Source organism: Marinobacter sp. ES-1 (assembly GCF_000475255.1).
GTDB lineage: Bacteria > Pseudomonadota > Gammaproteobacteria > Pseudomonadales > Oleiphilaceae > Marinobacter > Marinobacter vinifirmus.
The window spans coordinates 1-24,486 of record NZ_AXBV01000072.1; the positions used below are offsets into that span (position 1 = coordinate 1).

Annotated in this window: 17 protein-coding genes; 11 read left to right on the forward strand and 6 right to left on the reverse strand. The window is 58.8% G+C overall.

The window, feature by feature from the left end; translation table 11 throughout:
• Positions 1–17: 17 nt before the first annotated feature.
• The 5 genes from hslU to Q668_RS13340 form a co-directional block, all read right to left on the reverse strand.
• Positions 18–1,349, reverse strand: a complete 1,332-nt coding sequence (gene hslU, locus Q668_RS13320; RefSeq protein ID WP_022990116.1) for an ATP-dependent protease ATPase subunit HslU — start codon at positions 1,347–1,349, stop codon at positions 18–20.
• Positions 1,350–1,360: 11 nt separating this feature from the next.
• Entirely contained in the window at positions 1,361–1,891 is a 531-nt protein-coding gene (gene hslV, locus Q668_RS13325) for an ATP-dependent protease subunit HslV (RefSeq protein WP_022990117.1), read from the reverse strand.
• Positions 1,892–2,072: 181 nt separating this feature from the next.
• Positions 2,073–2,708, reverse strand: coding sequence for an SPOR domain-containing protein (locus Q668_RS13330; protein WP_022990118.1), 636 nt, complete (start codon positions 2,706–2,708; stop codon positions 2,073–2,075).
• Between the two features lie 7 nt (positions 2,709–2,715).
• Positions 2,716–4,401, reverse strand: a complete 1,686-nt coding sequence (gene argS / locus Q668_RS13335) for an arginine--tRNA ligase (RefSeq protein ID WP_022990119.1) — start codon at positions 4,399–4,401, stop codon at positions 2,716–2,718.
• Between the two features lie 142 nt (positions 4,402–4,543).
• Complete coding sequence (locus Q668_RS13340) at positions 4,544–6,715, reverse strand: primosomal protein N' (RefSeq protein WP_022990120.1); 2,172 nt, start codon at positions 6,713–6,715, stop codon at positions 4,544–4,546.
• Between the two features lie 233 nt (positions 6,716–6,948).
• On the opposite strand from Q668_RS13340, the gene rpmE reads away from it, so the two are divergent.
• Both rpmE and Q668_RS13350 read left to right on the forward strand, forming a co-directional pair.
• The gene (rpmE, locus tag Q668_RS13345) at positions 6,949–7,170 is read left to right on the forward strand and encodes a 50S ribosomal protein L31 (RefSeq protein ID WP_022990121.1); all 222 of its coding nucleotides are present in this window, start codon (positions 6,949–6,951) and stop codon (positions 7,168–7,170) included.
• A gap of 215 nt (positions 7,171–7,385) precedes the next feature.
• Positions 7,386–8,651 (forward strand): malic enzyme-like NAD(P)-binding protein, encoded by a 1,266-nt coding sequence (locus Q668_RS13350; protein WP_022990122.1) that lies wholly within the window; start codon positions 7,386–7,388, stop codon positions 8,649–8,651.
• A gap of 78 nt (positions 8,652–8,729) precedes the next feature.
• Here the strand turns inward: Q668_RS13350 and Q668_RS13355 are convergent, their stop codons facing one another.
• Entirely contained in the window at positions 8,730–11,261 is a 2,532-nt protein-coding gene (locus tag Q668_RS13355) for a penicillin-binding protein 1A (RefSeq protein WP_022990123.1), read from the reverse strand.
• A gap of 238 nt (positions 11,262–11,499) precedes the next feature.
• Between Q668_RS13355 and Q668_RS13360 the strand changes: the two genes are divergently transcribed.
• The 9 genes from Q668_RS13360 to Q668_RS13400 all read left to right on the forward strand — a co-directional run bounded on the left by Q668_RS13360 (position 11,500) and on the right by Q668_RS13400 (position 24,409).
• Positions 11,500–12,564, forward strand: coding sequence for a pilus assembly protein PilM (locus tag Q668_RS13360; RefSeq protein WP_036220002.1), 1,065 nt, complete (start codon positions 11,500–11,502; stop codon positions 12,562–12,564).
• Positions 12,564–13,130: a PilN domain-containing protein gene (locus tag Q668_RS13365; RefSeq protein ID WP_022990125.1), complete on the forward strand. Its 567-nt coding sequence runs from the start codon at positions 12,564–12,566 to the stop codon at positions 13,128–13,130. Before Q668_RS13360 ends, Q668_RS13365 begins: the two co-directional genes overlap by 1 nt.
• Positions 13,127–13,738 (forward strand): type 4a pilus biogenesis protein PilO, encoded by a 612-nt coding sequence (locus Q668_RS13370; RefSeq protein WP_022990126.1) that lies wholly within the window; start codon positions 13,127–13,129, stop codon positions 13,736–13,738. The genes Q668_RS13365 and Q668_RS13370 overlap by 4 nt, the downstream gene beginning before the upstream one ends.
• Before the next feature lie 2 nt (positions 13,739–13,740).
• Positions 13,741–14,283 carry a pilus assembly protein PilP gene (locus tag Q668_RS13375; RefSeq protein ID WP_022990127.1) on the forward strand — a complete coding sequence of 181 codons (543 nt, stop codon included), beginning with the start codon at positions 13,741–13,743 and terminating at the stop codon, positions 14,281–14,283.
• Positions 14,284–14,303: 20 nt separating this feature from the next.
• Positions 14,304–16,421 (forward strand): type IV pilus secretin PilQ, encoded by a 2,118-nt coding sequence (gene pilQ / locus Q668_RS13380; RefSeq protein ID WP_036220008.1) that lies wholly within the window; start codon positions 14,304–14,306, stop codon positions 16,419–16,421.
• Between the two features lie 139 nt (positions 16,422–16,560).
• A complete protein-coding gene (gene aroK / locus Q668_RS13385; RefSeq protein WP_036220006.1) occupies positions 16,561–17,145 on the forward strand; it encodes a shikimate kinase AroK in 585 nt (194 codons plus the stop codon).
• Positions 17,120–18,208, forward strand: a complete 1,089-nt coding sequence (gene aroB / locus Q668_RS13390) for a 3-dehydroquinate synthase (RefSeq protein WP_022990130.1) — start codon at positions 17,120–17,122, stop codon at positions 18,206–18,208. The genes aroK and aroB overlap by 26 nt, the downstream gene beginning before the upstream one ends.
• 255 nt (positions 18,209–18,463) lie before the next feature.
• Positions 18,464–22,912, forward strand: a complete 4,449-nt coding sequence (gene gltB, locus Q668_RS13395; RefSeq protein ID WP_022990131.1) for a glutamate synthase large subunit — start codon at positions 18,464–18,466, stop codon at positions 22,910–22,912.
• Positions 22,913–22,990: 78 nt separating this feature from the next.
• On the forward strand, positions 22,991–24,409 hold the full coding sequence (locus tag Q668_RS13400; protein WP_022990132.1) for an FAD-dependent oxidoreductase: 1,419 nt from the start codon (positions 22,991–22,993) through the stop codon (positions 24,407–24,409).
• The last annotated feature ends 77 nt before the right edge of the window (positions 24,410–24,486 follow it).

Here is a 24,486-nt window from a genome sequence, read left to right on the forward strand (position 1 = left end):
TCAGGTGGGCGAGGATGTCAAAGGATATACCGGCTCAGGTCTTCGTCTTCTGCCAACTCGCCCAGTTTCTCGTCGACATAGGCGGCGGTGACTTCGAACACCTCGGTTACCTTGTCGCCGGCATCGTATGACAGGCTCTCCAGCAGGCGCTCCAGTACCGTATGCAAGCGGCGGGCGCCGATGTTTTCGGTGGTTTCGTTCACCTTGTAGGCCACTTCCGCAATACGGGCAATGGCATCGTCTGCAAACGTCAGCTTCACGCCTTCGGTGCCCATCAGGGCTTCATACTGCTGCACCAGAGACGCGTCCGGCTCGGTCAGGATGCGTTTGAAGTCGTCCGGTGTCAGCGCTTGTAGCTCTACCCGGATCGGCAGACGGCCCTGCAGTTCCGGAATCAGGTCCGACGGCTTGGACAGGTGGAACGCACCGGAGGCGATGAACAGGATGTGATCGGTACGCACGGCACCATACTTGGTGCTTACGGTGCTGCCCTCGATCAGCGGCAGCAAGTCACGCTGTACGCCTTCACGGGAGACGTCAGACGAGGTGTTCTCGGAACGCTTGGCCACCTTGTCGATCTCGTCGAGAAACACGATGCCGTTCTGCTCAACGGCCAACAGCGCTTTCTGTTTGATCTCTTCCTCGTTCACCAGCTTGGCGGCTTCTTCATCCTTAGCCAGTTTCAGGGCGTCTGCCACCTTCATCTTCCGGGTCTTACGCTTATCGGAAGACAGGTTGGAGAACATGCTCTGCAGCTGGTTGGTCATCTCCTCCATACCGGGAGGCGCCATAATCTCAACGCCGGCGCTGCTGCTGCGCAGGTCAATCTCGATTTCCTTGTCGTCCAGCTCACCTTCCCGCAGTTTCTTGCGGAACATCTGGCGAGTGGCGGAATCGTTGCTGGTACGCTGGCTGTCTTCGTTGAAATCCCGCGCCGGCGGCAGCAGGGCATCCAGAATGCGGTCTTCGGCCGCGTCCAGGGCACGGTTTTCGTGCCGTTTCATCTCCTTCTCACGGAGCATCTTCACAGCCATATCCGCCAGATCCCGGATAATGGACTCCACATCCCGGCCCACATAGCCCACTTCGGTAAACTTGGTGGCTTCCACCTTCAGGAAGGGCGCATCGGCCAGCTTTGCCAGGCGGCGGGCAATCTCGGTTTTACCCACGCCGGTGGGGCCGATCATCAGGATATTCTTGGGGGTAATCTCGTCACGCAGGCTGCTGTCCAGCTGCATCCGGCGCCAGCGGTTACGCAGGGCAATGGCCACGGCACGCTTGGCTTCCTGCTGGCCCACGATGTGTTTGTTAAGTTCGTGAACGATTTCACGGGGAGTCATTGCAGACATGGTCGCTCCGGTCAGTCTTTGATGGGCAGCACTTCCAGAGTGCGGTTCTGGTTGGTGTAGATGCAGATGTCGCCGGCAATCTCCAGCGCCTTCTCTGCAATCTCGTGGGCGCTCATATCGGTATTCTCAAGCAGTGCCCGCGCCGCCGCCTGGGCAAAGGCCCCGCCGGAACCAATGGCAATCAGGCCCTGTTCCGGCTCGATGACATCACCGTTACCGGTAATAATCAGCGAGGCAGTCTTGTCGGCCACGGCCAGCAAGGCTTCCAGCTTGCGCAGGGCCCTGTCACTACGCCAGTCTTTGGCCAGCTCCACCGCAGCGCGGGTGAGGTTGCCCTGGTGTTTCTCCAGCTGGGCTTCAAAGCGTTCAAAAAGGGTGAAGGCGTCTGCAGTGCCACCGGCAAACCCGGCAATAACCTGGCCGTTGTACAAACGGCGCACTTTGCGGGCGTTCCCTTTCATGACGGTGTTGCCCAGAGAAACCTGGCCGTCACCTCCCATGGCGACTTCATCGTCACGACGGACGGATACGATCGTAGTCATTATGGCTCCAGTTGCCTGTATCAAATTTTCATTTTGGATTTATGGAGACGTTTCGCGGTAATTCAAGTGGCGTTTGCCGGAGAGCGGGCTTGGGAGCGGTTTGTTTGAGCCGAAGGTCGCGCAAGAGTTTGCGGGCAGGTTTTTGGAAAGCCTCCCCCAAACCTGCCCCATGCACCCGAGCTTAGCCTTCTTTGGGAACCTTCCGCACCAAAGGCTGGATATTGATGGACACCAGCTTATCCACAGCCGAATTCATCTGGCTGCGAGAGGTGAACGGCCCGACATTCACCCGGTACCAGACTCCGCCATTATCCTGTGTGATCTGCTGAACGTGGGCGCGAAGGCCCTGGAAGGCAATCTGGGCGCGCTGGCGCTCAGCGTCTTCCTTGCTGCGGAAGGAGCCGGACTGGAGGATGTAGTCGAACGCCGTTTTGGCCGGGCCCGGGGTGTACTCCTGTACTTTCGGAGGCACCACCTCGGATTCCGGCAGCATTTCATAGAAGCGGAAATTCTGCTCTTTTTGCCGGGCAGCATCCTGCCTGGCCTTGGTGGCCGCAGGGTTTGCTTGTTGCTGGGCCGGTGCTGCCTGTTTCGGCGCTTCCGGGCCTGCAGGTAGGGTGTTCAGGTAAACAATAAAACCGATAAAGCCACCGACGGCGGCCAGAGACAGAACCCACTTCAAGGACAAACTCCCGTGCTGCCTGTGCGCAGGGGCGCTGCGCTTGGGTTTTGGTGCCTTGCGGGCGGCGGCCTTCTGCCTGGGGGCAGCGGCGCCTTTGCCCGCGGGGCGATCCTTTTTGGCGTAGTCTCTGGCCATGGCCGGCTTACATCTCTTCCGGTGCGCTCACGCCCAGCAAGTCCAGGCCGTTGGCAATCACCTGTCGTACCGCCAGGTAAAGGCTCACACGGGCATCCCGCAGGGCTGTGTCTTCAATCAACACCTTGTGGGCGTTGTAGTAGGTGTGGAACTGGCCGGCTAGCTCACGCAGGTAGTGGGTGAGGTGGTGCGGCTCGCGCTGGGCGGCGGAGTTGGCAATCAGCTCCGGGTATTTCGCCAGCTGATTGGCCAGTTCTTTTTCTTCGTCCAGGGTCAGCAGGCTCAAATCGCCCACGCATTCGTTCAGGCCACGCTGTACGCCTTCGGCGGCCAGTTTGCGCAGTACGCTGCAAATCCGGGCATGGGCATACTGAATGTAATACACCGGGTTTTCATTGGTCTGGGAGCGGGCCAGGTCGATATCGAATGTCAACTGGGAATCCACGCGGCGCGCCGCCAGGAAGAAACGGGTAGCATCGCGGCCCACTTCGTCGATCAGGTCCCGAACGGTCACGTAGCTGCCGGCGCGCTTGGAGATTTTCACTTCCTGGCCGGAGCGGGTCACCATCACCATCTGGTGCAGAACGTAGTCCGGCCAGCCCTGGGGGATGCCGACTTTCAGTGCCTGCAGGCCGGCGCGCACGCGGGTTACCGTGGAATGGTGGTCCGCACCCTGCTCGTTGATCACGGTGGTGAAGCCGCGCTGCCACTTGTCCAGGTGGTAGGCTACATCCGGCAGGAAGTAGGTATAGCCGCCGTCCTTTTTGCGCATTACGCGGTCTTTGTCGTCGCCGAACTCGGTGGTTTTCAGCCACATGGCGCCGTCTTGCTCGTAGGTGTAGCCGTTGGCTTTCAGGCGCTCAACAGTGGCTTCTACCTTGCCATCTTCGTACAGCGACGATTCCAGGAAATACACATCGAACTGAACGCCGAAGGCTTTCAGGTCCAGGTCCTGCTCGCGGCGCAGGTAGGCCACGGCGAATTCGCGGATGGCATCCTGGTCGTCCGGGTCGGCCTTGGCGGTTACTTCCCGGTCGTCGGCAATTACGGTTTCGCCGGCCATATAGGCGTTGGCCACGTCGACAATGTAGTCGCCCCGGTAACCATCTTCCGGCCAGCTTTCGTCTTCCGGTGTCAGGCCCTTAACGCGGGACTGAACCGACAGGGCCAGGTTGTTGATCTGGGCACCGGCGTCGTTGTAGTAGAACTCACGGGTAACGTCGTAACCGTTGGCTTCCAGCAGGCGGCACAGGCAGTCGCCAATCGCAGCGCCACGGCCGTGGCCCACGTGCAGGGGGCCGGTGGGGTTGGCAGACACAAACTCCACCTGAACCTTCTCGCCCTTGCCGGTGTTGTTGCGGCCGAACTGTTCCGCTTCATCCAGGATGGTGTTCACAATGCCGAACGCGCTGGCGGTGCTCATGAAAAAGTTAATAAAGCCCGGCCCGGCAATTTCCACCTTCTCAACCGCTGAACTCTCCGGCAACGCTGCCACCAGTGCCTCGGCCAGCTTTCGTGGCGGGCAGCCAGCCGACTTGGCGGCCATCAGGGCAATGTTGCAGGCGTAATCGCCGTGGGATTTGTCCTTGGTGTTACCAACCTGGGGGGTAAAGGTCTGGTCGGCCGGCAGGGTGCCTTCGGATTGCAGGGCAGCCAGTGCAGACTGGAGAAGCTCGGATACGGTCTCTTTCATGCGTCAGATGACTCGGTGTTCAGGAGAATGGATACAGGGCAGGGCGCCCGTTGAAATCAGAAGGGGCGTATTATCGCGGAAAGTTGGGGTGTAAGCAAAAAGCCTGGAGTACGGGTTTACCGGATCAGGGCATGGCGTGTGTTCAGCCGGTTTCCTGGGGGTCTACATCCACCATCCAGCGGGTGCTGGTGGGCAGTTTTGCCTGGTCCAGGTATTGGCATATATGGCTCAGTAGCCGGTTCAGCTGGCCCCGGCTGTCACTAACAAGTACTAGCTGGGCACGGTGGCGGTCGGCCTTGCGGGCGATGACGGCTGGTAGCGGACCCCATACTTCTATGCCCGGTGTTTGTGCCATGGGTTTCAGGGTGTCCAGCAGTTGCAGGCTGTGCTGCATGGTGTCCGCTTCGGCCCGCAGGATGGCCATGGCCCGGAAGGGCGGGAGTTGGCCGCCTTCGCGTTCGGCCAGTAGCTGGTCGGCGATGTTGGCGTAGCGGCCCTGGTGCAAGGCGTTGAGCAGTGGGTGGTCGCTGTGGCAGGTCTGGATCAGTACTTTTCCGGGTTTGTCGCCCCGGCCGGCGCGGCCGCTCACCTGTAACAGGGTCTGTATCATCTGTTCCGGTGCGCGGAAGTCCACGCTGAACAGGCCTCCGTCTGCATTCACCACGCACACTAGGGTCACGTTGGGAAAGTCGTGGCCCTTGGCCAGCATCTGGGTGCCCACCAGTATGCACGGCTCGCCGCTGTTCACTTTTTTCAATATAGCCTGGATGCTGCCCTTGCGCTGGGTGCTGTCCCGGTCGACCCGCACCACTGGAGTGTCCGGGAACTGTTCGGCCAGGGTGTCTTCGGTACGCTCGGTGCCCTGGCCCACAGGTTTGAAATTCTCGCTCTGGCATTTCGGGCAGTTGTGGCTGGCGGCCATCTGGAAGTCGCAGTGGTGGCAGCGCATGGCCCTGTCCCGCCTGTGATAGGTCAGGCGGGTGTCGCAGCGGGGGCATTCTTCCAGGTGTCCGCAGTCGAAGCACATCATCACGGGGGCGAAGCCGCGGCGGTTTACAAATACCAGTGCCTGTTCGCCTTTATCCAGTGTTTCTTTGATAGCAGTCAGGGCAGGTCGGGACAGCCCGGCTTCCAGTGGCCGGCTGCGGATATCCAGCAGCTCCAGCGCCGGAGGCTTGGCGTTGCCGGCCCGTTCTTCCAGCCGGATGAGCTGGTATTTGCCCTGACTGGCGTTGTGCCAGGATTCCAGAGAGGGCGTGGCGGAGCCGAGAATCACCGGGCACTGATTCAGGTGGGCCCGGTATACGGCCACATCCCGGCCGGAATAGCGGAAGCCCTCACCCTGCTTGTAGGAACTGTCGTGCTCTTCGTCCACGATGATGGTGCGCAGCCCGGTAAACGGAAGCAGTACGGCAGAGCGGGTGCCAATCAGGATAACCGGCTCGCCGTTGCGGATTTTCAGCCAGGTGCTCAAGCGCTCGCCGTCGTTCAGGGCGGAATGCCATACCGCAATCCGGTTGCCGAAATAGCGGCGGAAGCGGGCCAGGGTTTGCGGCGTCAGGTTGATTTCCGGCACCAGCACCAGTGCTTGCTCGTTGTCCTGCAGGCGGGTTTTCAGGTAGTGCAGGTACAGTTCGGTTTTGCCGCTTCCGGTAATGCCGTATAAAAGGGTGGCTGAAAATTCATCGGTATGTTCCGGTAAACCGGCAGCCGCTGTTTGTTGAGCTGCTGACAGCAGCGGAGCGGACAGGTCGGCTTCGGCAGCTGTGGTTATGCCGGCAATCGCCTCCTTCTGCTGTATCAGTTCTTTCTGTTCCAGTGCACGCATCTGTGCGCGGCTGAAGCCGGCCTGTACCAGGGCGCTGGTGGTTATGCCGGGCGCTTCTTTTACCGTATTGAACAGTGCCCGCTGGCGGTGCGCGGTGGCCGGCAGGGCGGGCTCGCTGGCTGTGCAGTGCCAGCTTTCATCCGGCTTTTCCCGCGCCGGCCGGCCTTTGCGCAAGGCGGGGGGTAGGGTGGTGAACAGGCATTCGCCCAGTGGGTGCTGATAGTAGTCGCTGGCCCAGGTTAATAGCCGGAAGGTGCTTTCGGGTAGGGCGGGCCAGGGCTCCAGGGTTTCGGCCACCGGCTTCAGGGTAATGCCTTCTGGCGGTTGAACCCCTGTTTCTACCACCAGGCCGGTCAGGGTTTGCCGGCCGAAAGGCACTTTCACCCGCTGCCCCGGGGTCAGCTCAAGGCCATCCGGAACCCGGTAGTCAAACAGCCTGCGGAGCGGGCGGTTGAGGGCGATGCGGGCAGTTGCTGGCCGTGTCACGGTATCTGCGTATCCTGAAAACGGGCGGTATGGCGCCGGCGGTAGTTTACGGGCTGGTTCCGGGGGAGCAAGATACTTGCCTGTGGCCGGGTTTGTCAGTAAGATTCGCGGTCTGTTTCTGGCCGGGCTTGATTGTGCACGGTCTTTCCAATTGATTCAAACATGCGGTGCCTGGCTGAAACCGCCCCTTACGGCGGGTGATCAGGTAGCGGCATGACCGAAAGAGGTTCGCCATGAAAGAAGGTATTCACCCGAAGTACGAAGACATCACCGCTACCTGTTCCTGCGGTAACGTGATCAAGACCCGTTCTACTGTTGGTCACGACCTGCAGCTGGACGTTTGCTCCCAGTGCCACCCGTTCTACACTGGCAAGCAGAAGGTTATGGACACCGGTGGTCGTATCGATCGCTTCCAGAAGCGTTTCGGCAGCCGGATCGGCGGCAAGAAAGACTGATCATTGCCGCAATGCTGAAAAAAGCGCCTTCGGGCGCTTTTTTTGTGCCTGCAGATCGGGCCCCTTTGCTGCTGCATACGCAAAATGCCCTATTGACTGATTGTAAAATGTTCGATTTCGGCTTGTCGTTTCGGGTCGGGCGCGCCATAATGGCGCGCTCCGCTGGCTAGCTCCGGCGGTATTTACCTTTAAACGTGACAAACGGAACAGTGGCAATGTCTCAAGATCTGAAAGAAGCAGCCCTTGAATATCACGCCAAACCGCGGCCGGGTAAGCTGAGTGTTGAAATCACCAAGCCGACCGAAACTGCCCGCGATCTTTCCCTGGCGTACAGCCCCGGGGTTGCCGAACCGGTCCGCGAGATCGCGAAGGACCCCGAGAATGCATACAAATACACAGCCAAGGGTAACCTGGTAGCCGTTATTTCTGACGGTACTGCCATCCTGGGTCTGGGTAATCTCGGCCCCCTGGCGAGCAAGCCGGTAATGGAAGGCAAGGGCGTACTGTTCAAGCGCTTTGCCGGAATCGACGTATTCGATATCGAAGTCAATTCCGAAAGCCCGCAAGCGTTTATTGAAACTGTTGAGCGTATCGCAGATACCTTCGGCGGCATCAACCTGGAAGACATCAAGGCACCCGAGTGCTTCGAGATCGAGCGCGCTCTGATCGAAAAGTGCAATGTGCCCATCTTCCACGATGACCAGCACGGTACTGCCATCGTAACTGCAGCCGGCATGATCAATGCCCTTGAGCTGCAGGGTAAGAAAATCGAAGAAGCCAAGGTGGTTTGTCTGGGCGCTGGTGCGGCCGCAATCGCCTGCATGAAGCTGTTGGTCAGCTGCGGTATCCGCTCTGAAAACATCTACATGCTCGACCGTAAGGGTGTGATCCACTCTGGTCGTGACGATCTGAACCAGTATAAGGCGATGTTCGCGAACGAGACGGACAAGCGCACCCTGGACGACGCTATCGACGGTGCTGATGTATTCCTGGGTCTCTCCGGCCCGGACCTGTTGGGTGCCGAGCAGCTGGCCAAGATGGCTCCGAACCCGATCGTGTTTGCCTGCTCCAACCCGGATCCGGAAATCAGCCCGGCAGTGGCCATGGCTACCCGTGATGACCTGATCATGGCGACCGGTCGCTCTGACTATCCGAACCAGGTAAACAACGTACTGGGCTTCCCGTTCATTTTCCGTGGCGCGCTGGACGTTCGTGCAACCGCTATCAACGAGGAAATGAAAGTGGCCGCTGTTCACGCCATCCGTGAGCTGGCCAAGGAGCCGGTACCCCAGGAAATCTGTGCCGCTTACGGTGTAGATAGCCTGGAGTTTGGCAAGGAATACATCATTCCCAAGCCGATGGATGTTCGTCTGCTGGAAGTGGTTCCTGCTGCTGTGGCCCGTGCCGCGGTAGACTCCGGTGTAGCTGGCCTGCCTTACCCGGCCCACTACCCGCTGAAGTCCATGGACGACATCATCTGATTGCGATGTAGTCTGGCTTCATAAAAAAACCGGCGGAGATCCCGCCGGTTTTTTTGTGTCTGTATCTTCGCTTTTCGGTCAGAAAATCTGCCGTGACAAGCCTTCAGATTCGCCATTCAGTCCGGAGCCGTTGTCATCTGCAGAAAGCGGGGCCGGCACGTCTTCTTCCTTGAACAGCTCGAATACGCCGTCCTCTCCCGGCCGTGCCCGCTCACCGGTCTGCGGGTTAATGCGGATGCTGGCAAGGCCGTTGGGCCGGTCCATGGTGGCGGCAGGCGCATCCTTCAGCGCGACTTTCATGTAATCCAGCCACACCGGCAGGGCGGTGCTGGCACCATATTCGGCGCGACCAAGCGGGGCTGGCTGATCAAAGCCGACCCATACGGTTGTTGCCATGTCGTGGTTGAAGCCGGCAAACCAGGTGTCTTTCTGCTCGTTGGTTGTACCGGTTTTGCCCGCCAGGTCACTGCGCTCAAGGACCAGTGCGCGGCGGCCGGTACCCCGGCGGATGACGTCCTGCATGATCGAATGCAGGATGTACACGGACCGCTCATCGGCCAGCCGGCGCATTACCCTTGGCCCTTCGGATTCGTCTGCAGAGGCGGGCAGTGCCATGCCTTCGGTATCGGGAAGCTCGTCGGTCTGGATGTCTGTGGCGTTCTCGTTTTCTGCCAGCTGGTCGCAGTTACTGTCGCACAGTATGGTTTCCGGTGCTTCGTATACCACGGTGCCGTCAGATTCCTCGATACGCTCGATCAGGTACGGTTGTACATCGTATCCCCCGTTGGCGATAACCGCGAAGGCCCGGGCCAGTTCCATCGGAGTCAGCAAGCCACTGCCCAGAGACAGTGACAGGTTGGATGGCATGTTGTTGGTCGGTACTTTCAGCTGGCCCAGGTAATCAAGGGTGGTCTGAATGCCCAGGTCCCGAAGCAGGCGAATAGATACCAGGTTCCGTGAGCGATAGAGGCCCTCACGCAAGGTGGTGGGGCCGTAGAATTGCCCTGATGAATTCTGGGGGCGCCAGGTGTCTTCCAGTTCCGAGTCATCGAAAACAATCGGCGCGTCATTATAAAGGGTGGCCGGTGTGCGACCGTTTTCCAGGGCCGCCAGGTACAGGAACGGCTTGAAGGTAGAGCCCGGCTGGCGCTGGGCCTGGGTGGCACGGTTGTATTTGCTCTGGCTGAAGCTGTAGCCGCCGGCCAGGGCTTCGATGGCACCGGTTTTTGCGGTCAGTGAGATCAGGGCGCCTTCCACTTTTGGTGCCTGGGCAAGGGCCGCTTTCAGGGTGCCGGCACCCGCGTCTTCGGGATCCGGCTGATCGTCATTGGCCTCTGGCAGTTCGGTGACCTGCGGCAGTTCCAGGATCTTCGTGTAAATCACGTCACCGACGCTCACCACGTCTGACGGCTTTTTCGGTTCCGGGCCCGTCAGGTTTTCGGTGCGGTACCGCTTGGCCCAGGTCATGGTGTCGAAGCCTATGATCCCGGTGCCCAGTCTGCGCAGCTGGGCATGCACTTCACCTGCCTCATCGTCGATACGGGTAACCACGGCGGGCACCAGTGACTCCACTTGCGGATAGTTGAGCAGTTGTCGGGAGATTTCGTCGCCTGACAGGTCGCTCACATCAATCTGGCCGATAGCGCCACGGAAACCGTGGCGGCGGTCGTAGTCTTCCAGGCCCGCCTGCAGGGCTTCGGTGGCAGCCTGCTGCTTTTCACTATCCACGGTGAGGGTTACGCTGTACCCATCGGTGTAGGCTTCCTCGCCAAACCTGCGAACCATTTCGGCGCGGGCCATCTCGGCCAGGTAGTCGGCGTTCACTTCGGTTTCCCTGGTGTTGTAGCTGGCGGTAATAGGTGCGTCTTTGGCAAGGGCCCAGGCTTCTTCGCTGATGTATCCCAGATCTTTCATCCGGCCAAGAATCCAGTCCCGGCGAATCAGCGCCCGCTCTGGGTTTGCCAGCGGATTATAGGCAGAAGGTGCCTTGGGCAGGCCTGCCAGCATGGCCATCTGGGCGAGCGAGAGTTCGTTAACCGGTTTGTCGTAATACACCTGAGCTGCCGCTGCGATACCATAGGCCCGGTTACCCAGATAAATCTTGTTCAGGTACAGCTCGAAGATCTGTTCTTTGTTCAGTTCACGTTCAATCTGAAGTGCCAGCAGTATCTCGTTGAACTTGCGGATGAAGGTGCGGTCCCGTGACAAAAAGTAATTTTTTGCAACCTGCATGGTGATGGTGCTGCCGCCAGACTGGATTTCGCCGGTGGAGACCAGTTCGATGGCAGCCCGCGTCAGGCCTTTGATGTCTACCCCGAAGTGGTCGTAAAAGCGGGAGTCTTCAGCGGCCATAAAGGCTTGTAACTGAATTGTAGGGATCTGTTCTATTGTGACCGGTGCCCTTCTCTTTTCGCCGAATTCTGCTATTAATCTGTTGTCTTTGCTATACACCCTCAGCGGCGTCTGCAGCTTTACGTCCAGCAGCTGGTCAACATCCGGCAGGTTGGGGCGAAGGTAAAGGTAGAAGCTGGAGGCAACAATAACAGCGACACTCAGGCCGGTGAGAATGAACCAGGCTAAAACACGAGATGTACGCAGCAGATTAGACATTTTTTTCAGACAACAGTTGGATATAGGTCTATTATTTGAGAAATTACTTTAGGAAGGCTTGGGTGGCCTTTCCAACCTGCAATCGCTCCTGAATAAATAAGAGAGTGCATTGTAGACGTAAAAAACAAGAAATTCTCTTACATAAAAAACAGATAGCGCAATTCTGGGACAGCTACCGGAACTCAGGAGCTCCAGGGTTGCACAGCCGGGTGTATTCAACCAGGTATAGGGTGAGCGCGTGTTCGGATTACCAGGAAAAAAATCCAGTGCTGTGCTGGGCGTGGATATCAGCTCCAGTTCAGTGAAGCTGCTCGAGCTGTCGAAACATGGCAGTCGTTATCGGGTCGAGAGCTATGCCGTAGAGCCGTTGCCGGCTGATGTGGTAGTCGAGAAAAATATCACCAACGTCGAAGCTGTGGGCGAAGTGCTCAAGCGGGTGGCGTCCAAGTCCCACACCAGCGTCAAACAAGCTGCTGTCGCGGTGTCCGGTTCGGCGGTCATCACCAAGATCATTGAGATGGACAGCGGCCTCAATGAGTTCGAGATGGAAGACCAGATCGGCCTTGAGGCGGATCAGTACATTCCCTATCCGCTGGATGAAGTGGCCCTGGATTTTGAGGTTCAGGGGCCTTCCGAATCTAACCCGGACAAAGTTGAAGTGCTCCTGGCGGCTTGCCGGAAAGAGAACGTGGATGTCCGGGAAGACGTGCTTGAAATTGCCGGCCTGAAATCCAAGATTGTCGACGTTGAAGCCAATGCCCTTGAGCGCGCCTACACCCTGATCGAACAACAGCTCGACGGGCAGGGCGAGGAAATGGTCGTTGCCATTGTCGACCTGGGTGCCACCATGACCACGCTTAGCGTTCTCGCCGGCGGCACGACGGTTTATACCCGTGAACAAATCTTCGGTGGCCGCCAGCTGACGGAAGAAATCCAGCGCCGCTATGGCGTGTCGTTCGAGGAAGCCGGCCTGGCCAAGAAAAAGGGCGGGCTGCCGGACGACTACGAAGAAGAAGTACTTGGCCCCTTCCGGGAAGCAGTGGTTCAGCAGGCTGCCCGCGCACTGCAATTCTTCTTCGGTGCCAGCCAGTACAACTCGGTGGATTATGTGGTGCTGGCGGGTGGAACCGCTTCTATACAGGGGCTGGTTGAAATGGTTGAAGAAAAAACCGGTACCCGGACCCTGGTGGCCAACCCCTTCGCCGATATGTCGATCGGCTCCCGGGTAAACGCCTCAGCCCTGAGCAATGATGCCCCGTCGTTGATGATTGCCTGTGGTCTGGCAATGAGGAGTTTCGACTGATGGCAAAGATTAACCTCAGACCCTGGCGTGAAGAACTGCGGGCTGAAAAACAGAAACAGTTCGTGGTGATGATTCTGGGCGCGGCGATTATTGCCGCAGGCCTGGCATTCCTCTGGAAGAGCGATATGGATAACCGGATTGCCTACCAGCAGTCCCGTAATGCCTACATCGAAACGGCCGGTAAGGAACTGGATAAGCAAATCAAAGAGATTGAAAACCTCAAGCGGCAGCGCGACGAGCTGCTGGCTCGTATGCAGGTCATCCAGGATCTGCAGGGCAAGCGCCCTGTTATTGTCAGGGTATTTGACGAGTTGGTGCGCACGTTGCCCGATGGCCTGTTCTTTACTGACCTGAAGCGGTCGGGGGATCAGATCGATATCGTTGGCATGGCCGAGTCCAACAGTCGCATTTCAAACCTGATGCGCCGCTTTGACGAGTCTGACTGGTTTACCAGTCCGAACCTGTCCAACGTGGCTGTGGCAGACGATCGCCGTGCCGGATACAGCCAGTTCAACCTCTCTGTGCAGCAAAAAACTCCAGAGCCCGAAGGGGAGGATAAACAATGAGCCTCGCGGACTCACTTAAAAGCCTGAATGAATTCGATATCAATGACCTTGATATCAATAACGCGGGTATCTGGCCTGCGCCGGTCAAGGCGATTGTTGCGCTGATAGTCTTCGGCCTGATTCTTGGTGGTGGCTACTGGTTCTTTATCAAGGATCAGTACGCTCAGCTCGACCGTGTCGAAAAGCAGGAGCAGGAACTCAAGCAGCAGTACGAGCAGAAGGCCTACCAGGTGGCCAACCTGGACGTGTTCAAGGCCCAGATGGCCGAGATGGAGGAAACCTTCGGAGCGCTGGTGCGTCAGCTACCCAGTGAGACGGAAGTTCCGGGCCTGCTTGAGGACATCACCAATACGGCGTTGGGTAATGGCCTGGCGCTGCAGGAAGTGAAGCTGCAGCCGGAACAGCGCCGGGACTTCTACTCGGAGCTGCCGATTAACATCCGGGTTTCGGGCGCCTACCACGAGCTTGCCTCTTTCGTCAGCAGTGTGGCCAGCCTGCCGCGGATCGTTACATTGCACGATTTAACCATCAAACCAATCAGCGGAGAGGGTGACCAGCTTGATATGCAGGTTGTTGCCCGTACCTACCGCTACCGGGCTGGAGAGTGAGCATGACAGGAAAGCATGCGGGAAAAGCCTGGCTGGGTGTGTGTCTGGCCTCTTTGCTGACGGCTTGTTCCCAGGGAAACGGTTTCTCTGATCTGGACAAGTTTATGGCGGATACCCGGGCCAAGCCCCGGGGCCACGTTGAGCCCCTGCCGGAATTCAAAGCCTACGAGGCGTTCAGTTATTCGGCAGCCGATCGGAGAGCGCCGTTCGAGCCGCCCATCGATGTACAGCTGACCATGGCCGATGAAGAACCGGTGAGTGACGTAGAGCCGGACCTCGATCGACCGAAAGAAGTACTTGAGAACTTTGACCTTAAATCACTTGGAATGGTCGGTACTCTGCAAGGCGTGGATGGCAACCTGTTCGCGTTAATACGGGACAACGAAGGTGGGATTCATCGGGTTCGTACCGGTAACTACATGGGCCAGAATTATGGCCGGGTGGTTGGCGTGAGCGACACCCGGATCGAGCTGGTGGAAATCGTTCCGAACGGCCGGGGTGGTTGGGTCGAGCGCCCGCGCTCCCTGTCCCTGGATGAAGGATGAGGCAGGGGAGCGGCAAAAACATGAATGACAGAAACATGCACGAACAAAAAGTTGTGGGATCGAGGCTAGCGATGTTCAAAAAACTCAATGTCTGTGTCGGCGTGATTGCCATCGGGTTATGGAGTAGCCTGGCCGGAGCGGTCACGCTGGAAGACGTATCGTTTACGTCGCTGCCGGGGGAAGGCCTCGAGGTGACCATGAAGTTCGATGGTGCCCCGCCCGAACCTAAGGGTTATACCATCGAGCGTCCTGCACGGATCGCCGTAGACCTGTCGGATACCACCAGCGGCCTCAATCAGCGCAGCATTCCGCTGGGTAGCGGAAATGCCCAGAGCCTGACGGTCGTGGAAACCAAGGACCGCACCCGGTTGATCTTCAACCTGGTGGAGCTGGTGCCTCATGAAACGGTTCGCAACAATAACTCGCTGGTGATGACCATTGGTGGAGGCGGTTCAGCGCCTGTGGCGAGCTCCCGCCCGGCACAGCCCCAGTCAGCGCCAGTTGCCTCAACCTCATCTTCCAATGCGCTGGCAGACGTGGATTTCCGCCGGGGCAAAGACGGTGAAGGCCGGGTGATTGTGGATCTCGGCAGCACCAAGGCCGCTGTAAACCTGACTGAGCTTGGTGGCCGTATCCGGCTGACCATGCCGGACCTGGAGGTGCCTGCCAACCTGCGCCGTCGCCTGGATGTTTCCGACTTCGCCACTCCGGTAACCCGTATCGATACCTTTGTTGAAGATGGCAATGCGGTTATCGAAATCCGTCCGGAAGGCGATTATGACTACATTGCCTATCAGTCTGGCCGGGAGTTCACGGTCAGTGTTGAAGAGCTTTCCCAGGAAGAAGCAGAAATCCGCCGCGAAGAGAAGTTCCCGTACACCGGTGAGAAACTGTCCCTGAACTTCCAGGATATTGAAGTGCGCTCTGTACTTCAGCTGATTGCCGATTTCACCGGCCTGAACCTGGTGGCCAGTGACACTGTGGGTGGCAGCATTACCCTGCGCTTGCAGAATGTACCCTGGGATCAGGCGCTGGATCTGATTCTTAAAACCAAGGGCCTGGACAAGCGCCAGATTGGCAACGTTCTTCTGGTAGCGCCGGCGGATGAAATTGCCGCCCGTGAAAAGCTTGAGCTGGAAACCTCCAAGCAGATCGCTGAGCTGGCGCCGGTTCGTCTGGATATTATCCAGGTGAACTATGCCAAGGCCGCCGATGTGGTAGCCCTGATTCAGGCGGATGAAGAACTCATTTCCTCACGCGGTTTTGTATCGTCAGATGCCCGCACCAACACCATCAGTGTTCGTGAGACGGCGGACAAGCTGGAAGAGATACGTCGCCTGGTAACTACCTGGGATGTACCTGTGCGCCAGGTTTCTATCGAGGCACGCATTGTCCGGGCACAAACCAATGTGGCTGAAGACATCGGTGTTCGCTGGGGGGGTGCTGCTTACAATGTCGATGGCGATGACGTTGTGACCATTGGTGGCTCGCTGGGCACTCTGCAGGAAGCCCGTGATGCCGCTGGCGGTGGCAGCAATTCCATCTCCTTCCCGGGTGCTTTGGGTGTTGATCTCGGCGTCTCCGGTGACGGCGCATCCTCCTTTGCAATCGGTTGGGGCAGTGATGACTTCCTGGTAGACCTGGAACTTTCTGCCCTCGAAAGCGACGGCCGTGCAGAAGTGGTCTCCCAGCCGCGGGTTGTGACTGCGGACCGCCAGACTGCGTCGATCAAGTCCGGTGAAGAGATTCCGTACCAGGAAGCCACCTCAAGCGGTGCGACCAACGTAGAGTTCAAGGAAGCGGTGCTGTCTCTGGAAGTGACGCCGCAAATCACCCCGGATGACAAGATCATTATGGACCTCGTCGTGAATCAGGACTCCCGTGGTGAGGTTACAGCGGGCATCCCCTCTATCAACACCAACGAGGTAACTACTCAGGTGTTGGTCGCGAACGGTGAAACGGTGGTTCTGGGTGGTATCTTCCAGTCCGAGGTGGCCACGCAAACCACCAAGACTCCGTTCCTGGGTGATATTCCGTACCTTGGCCGCCTGTTCAAGCGCACTGAGCACATCAATGAGCGCAGTGAGCTGCTGATCTTCATCACTCCGAAGATCACCAAGAACGACCTGATCGACTGATCCGGCCAGTAAACCGAAAAAGCCGCCGCTAACCCCGGCGGCTTTTTCGTGTCTGGAGTAGTGCTTCTGGTGCCGGTGACTTATGGAAAGGTGCGCCCTGTGCTATTCTCACCCGCTTGAAATCTGTTGAGCGGAAATTATGTCTTTGCCCAAACGCGTAGTACTGGTCGGGCCCATGGGGGCTGGAAAAAGTACCATCGGCCGGATGCTAGCCAAGGAACTCGGGTACCGTTTTCTCGATTCTGACCGCATTATTGAAGAACGCTGCGGCGCCAATATTCCCTGGATCTTCGATGTGGAAGGGGAGGACGGCTTTCGCCAGCGGGAAACTGCCATGCTGGATGAGCTTACCGGCGAACAGGGCACCGTTCTGGCCACCGGTGGTGGCGCTGTAATGCGCCCGGAAAACCATCCGTTATTGAAGAAAAACTCTGTGGTGGTGTACCTGAAAACCTCCATCGAGCAACAGGTGGAGCGCACCCGCAAAGACCGTAACCGCCCGTTGCTGCAGAATGACGATCCGGAGACCGTCCTGCGCAGACTGTTCGATATCCGTGATCCGCTGTATACCAGGCTGGCGGATATCGTGATGTACACAGATCGGAAAAGCCCCCGGCTGGTGGTCCGGCAGCTGGTCAACCGTATCAACCCCAGAACCCCCCGGCACAAACGGCAAAGACGCAAAGAAGGTCGTGACTATGTACAAGGTACTTCGAGAACTTGACGTTGACCTCGGGGAGCGCAGCTACCCGATTATTATCGGTCAGGGTTTGCTTGGCTCCTTTGACCTGACTCCCAGGGTGGCCGGCAACCAGGTGATGATCGTTACCAACGAAACGGTCGCGCCCCTGTACCTCGAAAAAGCCCGTGCCTGCTTCCCCGGTAAAACCGTGGATGTGGTTACCCTGCCGGATGGTGAAAAATACAAAGACTGGCAAACCCTGAACCTGATCTTCGATGGCTTGCTCGAAAACCGTCACACCCGCAAAACCACCATCGCGGCCCTTGGTGGCGGTGTAGTGGGGGACATGGCCGGGTTTGCGGCGGCCTGCTATCAGCGGGGCGTGCCCTTTATCCAGATTCCCACAACCCTGTTGTCCCAGGTGGATTCCTCCGTGGGCGGAAAAACCGGCATCAACCATCCCTTGGGCAAAAACATGGTGGGTGCATTCCATCAGCCGCAGGCGGTGTTGATTGATACCGATTCCCTGGCCACCCTGCCACCCCGGGAAGTCTCTGCCGGGCTGGCGGAAGTCATCAAGTATGGTTTGATCCGGGAAGAGCCGTTTCTGGGTTGGCTGGAGCAGCACATTGACAAGCTGGTCCGGCTGGAGCCGGCGGCCCTGGGTGAAGCTATCTACCGTTCCTGCCTGTGCAAGGCCGAGGTGGTTGCGCTGGATGAAAAAGAAGGCGGCCTGCGGGCGATTCTCAACCTGGGGCATACTTTTGGCCATGCCATCGAGACCTTTGCGGGCTACGGCAACTGGCTGCATGGCGAAGCAGTGGGTACCGGCATGCTGATGGCGGCTGATCTTTCGGTTCGCGAAGGCAACATCACGCCTGCGGACCGGGATCGTGCTGCGGAGCTGATCCGCCGGGCCCGGTTGCCAGAGCTGGCTCCGGAAGGCATGACCGAAGACGATTTCATGAGCCTGATGGCGGTGGACAAAAAGAATGTCGACGGCAAGCTTCGCCTGGTGCTGATGAAAGCGCTGGGAGATGCCTATGTAACCGACGAAGCGGCCCCCGGCAATATCCAGGCGACGCTGAACGCCTTTATCCGCTGACCTTATTCCTGCATACCCGGCTGCAGGGGCCGATTATGGTGCCCTGCGGCCTTTCTGCCCTCTTTTAGACCCCCTGTTTTGCACCATCCCGGTGCAAAATTGCAAAAAGTAGCCTCTCCCGTATAAAAAGGTGTTGCGTAGGTACAAATACGTGCGTAGACTCCCTTCCCCCTTTTTTTTGGTGTCAGTTCATTTTGTGCACTAAGGCAGTGCATAAGGGGCTGGCGGGAAGCCTTTTTACACGAGAGAACGCTTATGACAACAGGCTTGTATCATCCCGACGAATTCAGGGACAACTGCGGTTTTGGCCTGATTGCCCACATGAAGGGCGAGGCCAGCCATAAGCTGTTGCAAACTGCTATTGAATCCCTCACCTGTATGACCCACCGCGGAGGCATCGCAGCAGATGGCAAAACCGGCGATGGTTGTGGGCTCCTTTTGCAGAGCCCCAAGGCCTTCCTCATTAAAGCTGCGGAAGCGGCGTTTGGAAAAAAACCTGGCGACTTGTTTGCAGTTGGCCAGGTTTTTTTAGCTCCGGAGGAATCCAGGGCTGCAGCCGGAAGGGCTGCGGTTGAGCAAAGACTGACCGAGCAGGGCCTGGAAATCATGGGCTGGCGGGAAGTGCCGGTGGATGACAGTTGCCTGGGCCCCATGGCCCGGGATTGTATGCCCCGCATCGAGCAGGTGTTCGTGCTGCCGGCCGGAAAGTCTGAGCAAGACTTTGCCATCAGCATGTTTGTTGGCCGCCGCCATGCCGAGCGGGATATGGCGGATGACTCCGAGTTCTACATCTGCAGCCTGTCTCACCGTACCCTGGCCTACAAAGGCCTGATGATGCCGGCAGACCTGGCGAACTTCTACAAGGATCTGGGCGACCCGGACCTGCAAACCGCGATCTGTGTGTTCCACCAGCGGTTCTCCACCAACACCATGCCGCGCTGGCCGCTGGCCCAGCCGTTCCGCTTCCTGGCCCACAACGGCGAAATCAACACCATCGACGGCAACCGTAACTGGGCCATCGCCCGTGCCGCCAAGTTCAGTTCTCCGGCCCTGCCGGACCTGCAAACCCTGCAGCCGCTGGTGAACCTGACCGGTTCTGACTCCTCCAGCATGGACAACATGCTGGAAATCCTGCTGGCCGGTGGCGTGGACCTGTTCCGTGCGGTGCGCATGATGATTCCGCCGGCATGGCAGAACGTTGAGACCATGGACCCGGACCTGCGCGCCTTCTACGAATACAACTCCATGCACATGGAGCCCTGGGATGGCCCGGCCGGTCTGGTTATGTCCGACGGCCGCTACGCACTGTGTATGCTCGACCGTAACGGCCTGCGCCCGGCGCGCTGGGTGGTTACCAAGGATGACTTTATTACACTGGCATCTGAAGTCGGCACTTACAGCTACACTCCGGACGATGTGGTTGCCAAGGGTCGGGTAGGGCCGGGCCAGATGCTCGCCATCGACACCGAAACCGGCGACGTACTGCACACACCGGATATCGATGAGCGGCTGAAAAACGCCAAGCCGTACAAGCGCTGGCTGCGGGGCAACTCCCTGCGCATCGAAACCACCCTGGACCAGGCCACACCCGAGTTCCGGCTGATGGAATCGGACGATCTGCTGGTGCACCAGAAGATGTTCAACGTCTCGTTCGAAGAGCGGGACCAGGTGCTGCGGCCGCTGGGTGAAGGCGCCCAGGAAGCGGTTGGCTCCATGGGTGACGATACCCCCATGGCGGTGCTGTCCAGCAAGGTTCGCCATGTGGCCGACTACTTTCGGCAGAAGTTCGCCCAGGTAACCAACCCGCCCATCGACCCGCTCCGCGAGACCATTGTGATGTCTCTGGAGACGTGTCTGGGTGCGGAAAAGAACGTTTTCCAGGAAACCCCGGACCACGCCAACCGGATCATCCTGACCACGCCGGTGCTGTCCCCCGCCAAGTTCCTGAAGATCAGCAACAACGATCGTCCGGGCTTCGAGGTTGAGCACATTGCCCTGAGCTACCGCCCGGAAGAGGGACTGGAGCAGGCGGTTCGCCGTATCTGCGAGCAGGCGGCCAATGCCGCGCGCAGTGCCAAGGTACTGCTGATTCTGAGCGATAAGGGGCTGGCCGAGGGCGAACTGCCGATCAACTCCCTGATGGCCACCGGCGCCGTTCACCACCACCTGGTGCGTAACGGCCTGCGTTGCGATTCCAACATCATCGTGGAAACCGGCTGGGCCCGGGACCCGCACCACTTTGCGGTGCTGTTCGGTTTTGGTGCCACCGCGGTGTATCCGTACCTGGCCTACCAGGTGCTGAACGACCTGATCCGCACCGGCGAAATGCTGATGGACCCGGTCCAGGCCAAGAACAATTACCGCAAGGGCATCAACAAGGGCTTGCTGAAGATCCTGTCCAAGATGGGGATCTCCACCATTACCTCCTATCGGGGTGCCCAACTGTTCGAGGCCATCGGCCTGGCCGACAGCGTTGTGGATCTGTGCTTCAAAGGTGTACCCAGCCGTATTCAGGGTGCGGACTTCTATGACTTCCAGCAGGACCAGGAACAACTGGCCGCTGTAGCCTGGAAACCCCGCAAGTCCCTGTCTCCCGGTGGTCTGCTGAAGTATGTACACGGCCAGGAATACCATGCCTTCAACCCGGATGTGGTGGCGAAGCTGCAGGATGCCGTTATCAGCGGCGATTATGGTCACTACAAGGAATATGCCGGCCTGGTGAATGAGCGCCCGGTGGCTACCTTGCGGGACCTGCTGACTTTCAAGAAAGACATCAAGGGCATTGATCTCAGCGAAGTGGAACCGGTGGAACGCATTTTCCCTCGGTTCGATTCCGCTGCCATGTCCCTCGGTGCCTTGTCTCCGGAAGCCCATGAGGCGCTGGCGGTAGCCATGAACACCCTTGGTGGCCGCTCCAACTCCGGTGAGGGCGGGGAAGACCCGGCCCGCTATGGCACTAACAAGCGCTCCAAGATCAAGCAGGTGGCCTCCGGTCGTTTCGGCGTCACGGCTGAATACCTGCGCAGTGCCGATGTTATGCAAATCAAGGTAGCCCAGGGTGCCAAGCCCGGTGAGGGTGGCCAGCTGCCCGGTGGCAAGGTGAATGACCTGATCGCCCGGCTGCGTTACTCGGTGCCCGGCGTGACCCTGATTTCACCGCCGCCGCACCATGACATCTACTCCATCGAAGACCTGGCGCAGCTGATCTTCGACCTTAAACAGGTGAACCCGGAAGCGCTGGTGTCGGTGAAGCTGGTATCCGAGCCTGGTGTCGGCACCATCGCCGCCGGCGTGGCCAAGGCCTACGCCGACCTGATCACAGTGTCCGGCTATGACGGCGGTACGGCGGCCAGCCCGCTGACCTCCATTCGCTACGCCGGTTCGCCCTGGGAGCTGGGCCTGACCGAAACCCAGCAGGCCCTGCGTGCCAACGACCTGCGGGGCAAGATTCGCCTGCAGACCGATGGCGGTATCAAGACCGGCCTGGACGTGGTGAAAGCCGCCATTCTGGGTGCTGAAAGCTTCGGTTTCGGCACCACGCCGATGGTGGCGCTGGGTTGTAAATACCTGCGGATCTGCCATTTGAACAACTGCGCCACCGGCGTGGCCACCCAGAACGACTACCTGCGGGAAGAGCACTTCAAAGGCACCGTGGAAATGGCCATGAACTTCTTCCGCTTTGTGGCGGAAGAAGCCCGGGAGTGGCTGGCCAAGTTAGGTGTGCGCAGCCTGGAAGAACTCGTAGGCCGCGTAGACCTGCTGGAACGCCTGCCGGGCGACACCGAGCGCCAGAAGAAACTGGACCTCAGCCGCCTGCTGCAGAACGATCATATTCCGGCCGACAAGCCGCAGGTGTGCCAGGTTGAGCGCAACCAGCCCTTCGATGAGGGCAAACTGGCAGAACAGATGGTGAAAGACACTGCCGCCGCTATCGCCGAGAAATCCGGTGGCGCCTGGAGCTACAAAGTCACCAACTGCGACCGTTCCATCGGTGCCCGCCTGTCCGGCGAGATTGCCGCCCGGCATGGCAACCAGGGCATGGCCGATGCCGCCATCACGCTGGATCTTACCGGCACGGCTGGCCAGAGTTTTGGTGTCTGGAACGTAGGTGGCCTGAACATGGTGCTGGAAGGCGACGCCAACGACTACGTGGGTAAGGGTATGACCGGCGGCAAGCTGGTGGTCAAGCCGCCCCGTGGCAGCGACTTCAAAACCCAGGAAACCTCCATCATCGGTAACACCTGCCTGTACGGTGCCACCGGAGGCAAGCTGTTTGCCGCCGGTACCGCAGGCGAGCGTTTTGCCGTGCGTAACTCCGGCGCCCACGCGGTGGTGGAAGGCGCAGGCGATCACTGCTGTGAATACATGACCGGCGGTCTGATAACCGTACTGGGCTCCACCGGCTACAACTTTGGTGCCGGTATGACCGGCGGCTTCGCCTATGTACTGGACCTGGATAACACCTTCGTGGACAAGTACAACCACGAGCTGGTGGATATCCAGCGGATCTCCCGGGAAGACATGGAAGCCTACCGGAACCACCTGCGAGGTGTGATCCGGGAGCATATTTCAGAAACCGGAAGTGCCTGGGCCGAGCACCTTCTGGAGGATTTCGACGATTACATCGGCCGGTTCTGGCTGGTCAAGCCCAAGGCCGCGAACCTGCGCAGTCTGCTGGCCAATACCCGTGCCCGCCCGGAATAACCCCGGGTTCAGAAAGGTTGATGGGCTGTGGCCGGCAGGCGCAGCCCCCGTCGAAATCGAGATGAAGAGAGCAGCAACATGAAAGAACGTCTCCATAATGACTTTCAGTTTGTGGAAGTAGGGCGGGTAGACCCCAAGAAGGTGCCCGCCAAGAAGCGCAAGAAAGAGTTCGGGGAAATCTACCACCCGTTCAGCGAAACCCATGCCGCCTCCCAGGCGCATCGCTGCCTGGAATGCGGTAACCCGTATTGCGAGTGGAAGTGCCCGGTACACAACTATATTCCGAACTGGCTGAAGCTGGTGTCGGAAGGCAACATCATGAAAGCCGTGGAGTTGTGCCACCAGACCAACTCCCTGCCGGAAGTCTGCGGCCGGGTGTGCCCGCAGGACCGACTGTGTGAAGGTGCCTGTACCCTGAACGACGGCTACGGTGCCGTGACCATCGGTTCCGTTGAAAAGTACATCACCGACACCGCCTTCGCCCTGGGCTGGAAGCCGGATATGTCCAACGTGAAGTGGACGGACAAGAAAGTGGCGGTTATCGGTGCCGGCCCGGCCGGCCTTGGCTGTGCCGACATCCTGGTGCGCAACGGCGTGAAGCCGGTAGTGTTTGATCGGTATCCGGAAATCGGTGGTCTGCTGACCTTCGGCATCCCCGAGTTCAAGCTGGAAAAATCCGTGATGGCCCGGCGCCGGCAGGTGTTCGAGGAAATGGGTGTGGAATTCCGCCTCAATACCGAGGTGGGCAAGGATGTGCAGCTGAAGGCGATCATCGACGAGTTCGATGCCGTGTTCATGGGCATGGGCACCTACACCTACATGAAGGGCGGCTTCCCGGGCGAAGACCTGCCGGGTGTGTATGATGCCCTGCCGTTCCTGGTATCCAACGTGAACCGCCGCTTGGGCTTTGAGCAGAAACCCTCAGAGTTCATCGATATGAAAGACAAGAATGTCGTAGTGCTCGGCGGTGGCGATACCGCCATGGACTGTAACCGCACTTCCATTCGCCAGCAGGCGGAAAGCGTGACCTGCGCCTACCGCCGGGACGAAGAAAACATGCCGGGTTCGCGCCGTGAAGTGGCCAACGCCAAGGAAGAAGGTGTGAAATTTCTGTTCAACCGCCAGCCCGTCGAAATCGTGGGTAACGGCAAGGTGGAAGGCGTGAAAGTGGTCACCACCGAACTGGGCGCCCCGGATGAAAACGGCCGCCGCCGCCCGGAAGTGGTGCCCGGTAGCGAGGAAATCATCCCGGCAGACGCGGTGCTGGTGGCCTTCGGCTTCCGCCCGAGCCCGGCGCCCTGGTTTGACGAGTTCGGCGTAAACACCGACGACTCCGGCCGGGTAACCGCGCCGGAGCAGTCGGAATTTCCTTTCCAGACCAGTAACCCGAAAATCTTCGCCGGTGGCGATATGGTGCGCGGTTCTGACCTGGTGGTGACCGCCATCTGGGAAGGCCGTCAGGCAGCAGAAGGCATCCTGGATTACCTGGATGTCTGATTAACGGCTTGACCGGTGTCAGAAGGGCGGCTTTCTAGTGGAAAGCCGCCCTTTTTTATTGGTGCGCCAGGCATGGC

Bases quoted from the DNA above. Each gene is read 5' to 3' on its own strand.
- hslU (WP_022990116.1), bottom strand. From the start codon at position 1,349: ATGTCTGCAATGACTCCCCGTGAAATCGTTCACGAACTTAACAAACAC.
- hslV (WP_022990117.1), bottom strand. From the start codon at position 1,891: ATGACTACGATCGTATCCGTCCGTCGTGACGATGAAGTCGCCATGGGA.
- Q668_RS13330 (WP_022990118.1), bottom strand. From the start codon at position 2,708: ATGGCCAGAGACTACGCCAAAAAGGATCGCCCCGCGGGCAAAGGCGCC.
- argS (WP_022990119.1), bottom strand. From the start codon at position 4,401: ATGAAAGAGACCGTATCCGAGCTTCTCCAGTCTGCACTGGCTGCCCTG.
- rpmE (WP_022990121.1), top strand. From the start codon at position 6,949: ATGAAAGAAGGTATTCACCCGAAGTACGAAGACATCACCGCTACCTGT.
- Q668_RS13350 (WP_022990122.1), top strand. From the start codon at position 7,386: ATGTCTCAAGATCTGAAAGAAGCAGCCCTTGAATATCACGCCAAACCG.
- Q668_RS13355 (WP_022990123.1), bottom strand. From the start codon at position 11,261: ATGTCTAATCTGCTGCGTACATCTCGTGTTTTAGCCTGGTTCATTCTC.
- Q668_RS13365 (WP_022990125.1), top strand. From the start codon at position 12,564: ATGGCAAAGATTAACCTCAGACCCTGGCGTGAAGAACTGCGGGCTGAA.
- Q668_RS13370 (WP_022990126.1), top strand. From the start codon at position 13,127: ATGAGCCTCGCGGACTCACTTAAAAGCCTGAATGAATTCGATATCAAT.
- Q668_RS13375 (WP_022990127.1), top strand. From the start codon at position 13,741: ATGACAGGAAAGCATGCGGGAAAAGCCTGGCTGGGTGTGTGTCTGGCC.
- pilQ (WP_036220008.1), top strand. From the start codon at position 14,304: ATGAATGACAGAAACATGCACGAACAAAAAGTTGTGGGATCGAGGCTA.
- aroK (WP_036220006.1), top strand. From the start codon at position 16,561: ATGTCTTTGCCCAAACGCGTAGTACTGGTCGGGCCCATGGGGGCTGGA.
- aroB (WP_022990130.1), top strand. From the start codon at position 17,120: ATGTACAAGGTACTTCGAGAACTTGACGTTGACCTCGGGGAGCGCAGC.
- gltB (WP_022990131.1), top strand. From the start codon at position 18,464: ATGACAACAGGCTTGTATCATCCCGACGAATTCAGGGACAACTGCGGT.
- Q668_RS13400 (WP_022990132.1), top strand. From the start codon at position 22,991: ATGAAAGAACGTCTCCATAATGACTTTCAGTTTGTGGAAGTAGGGCGG.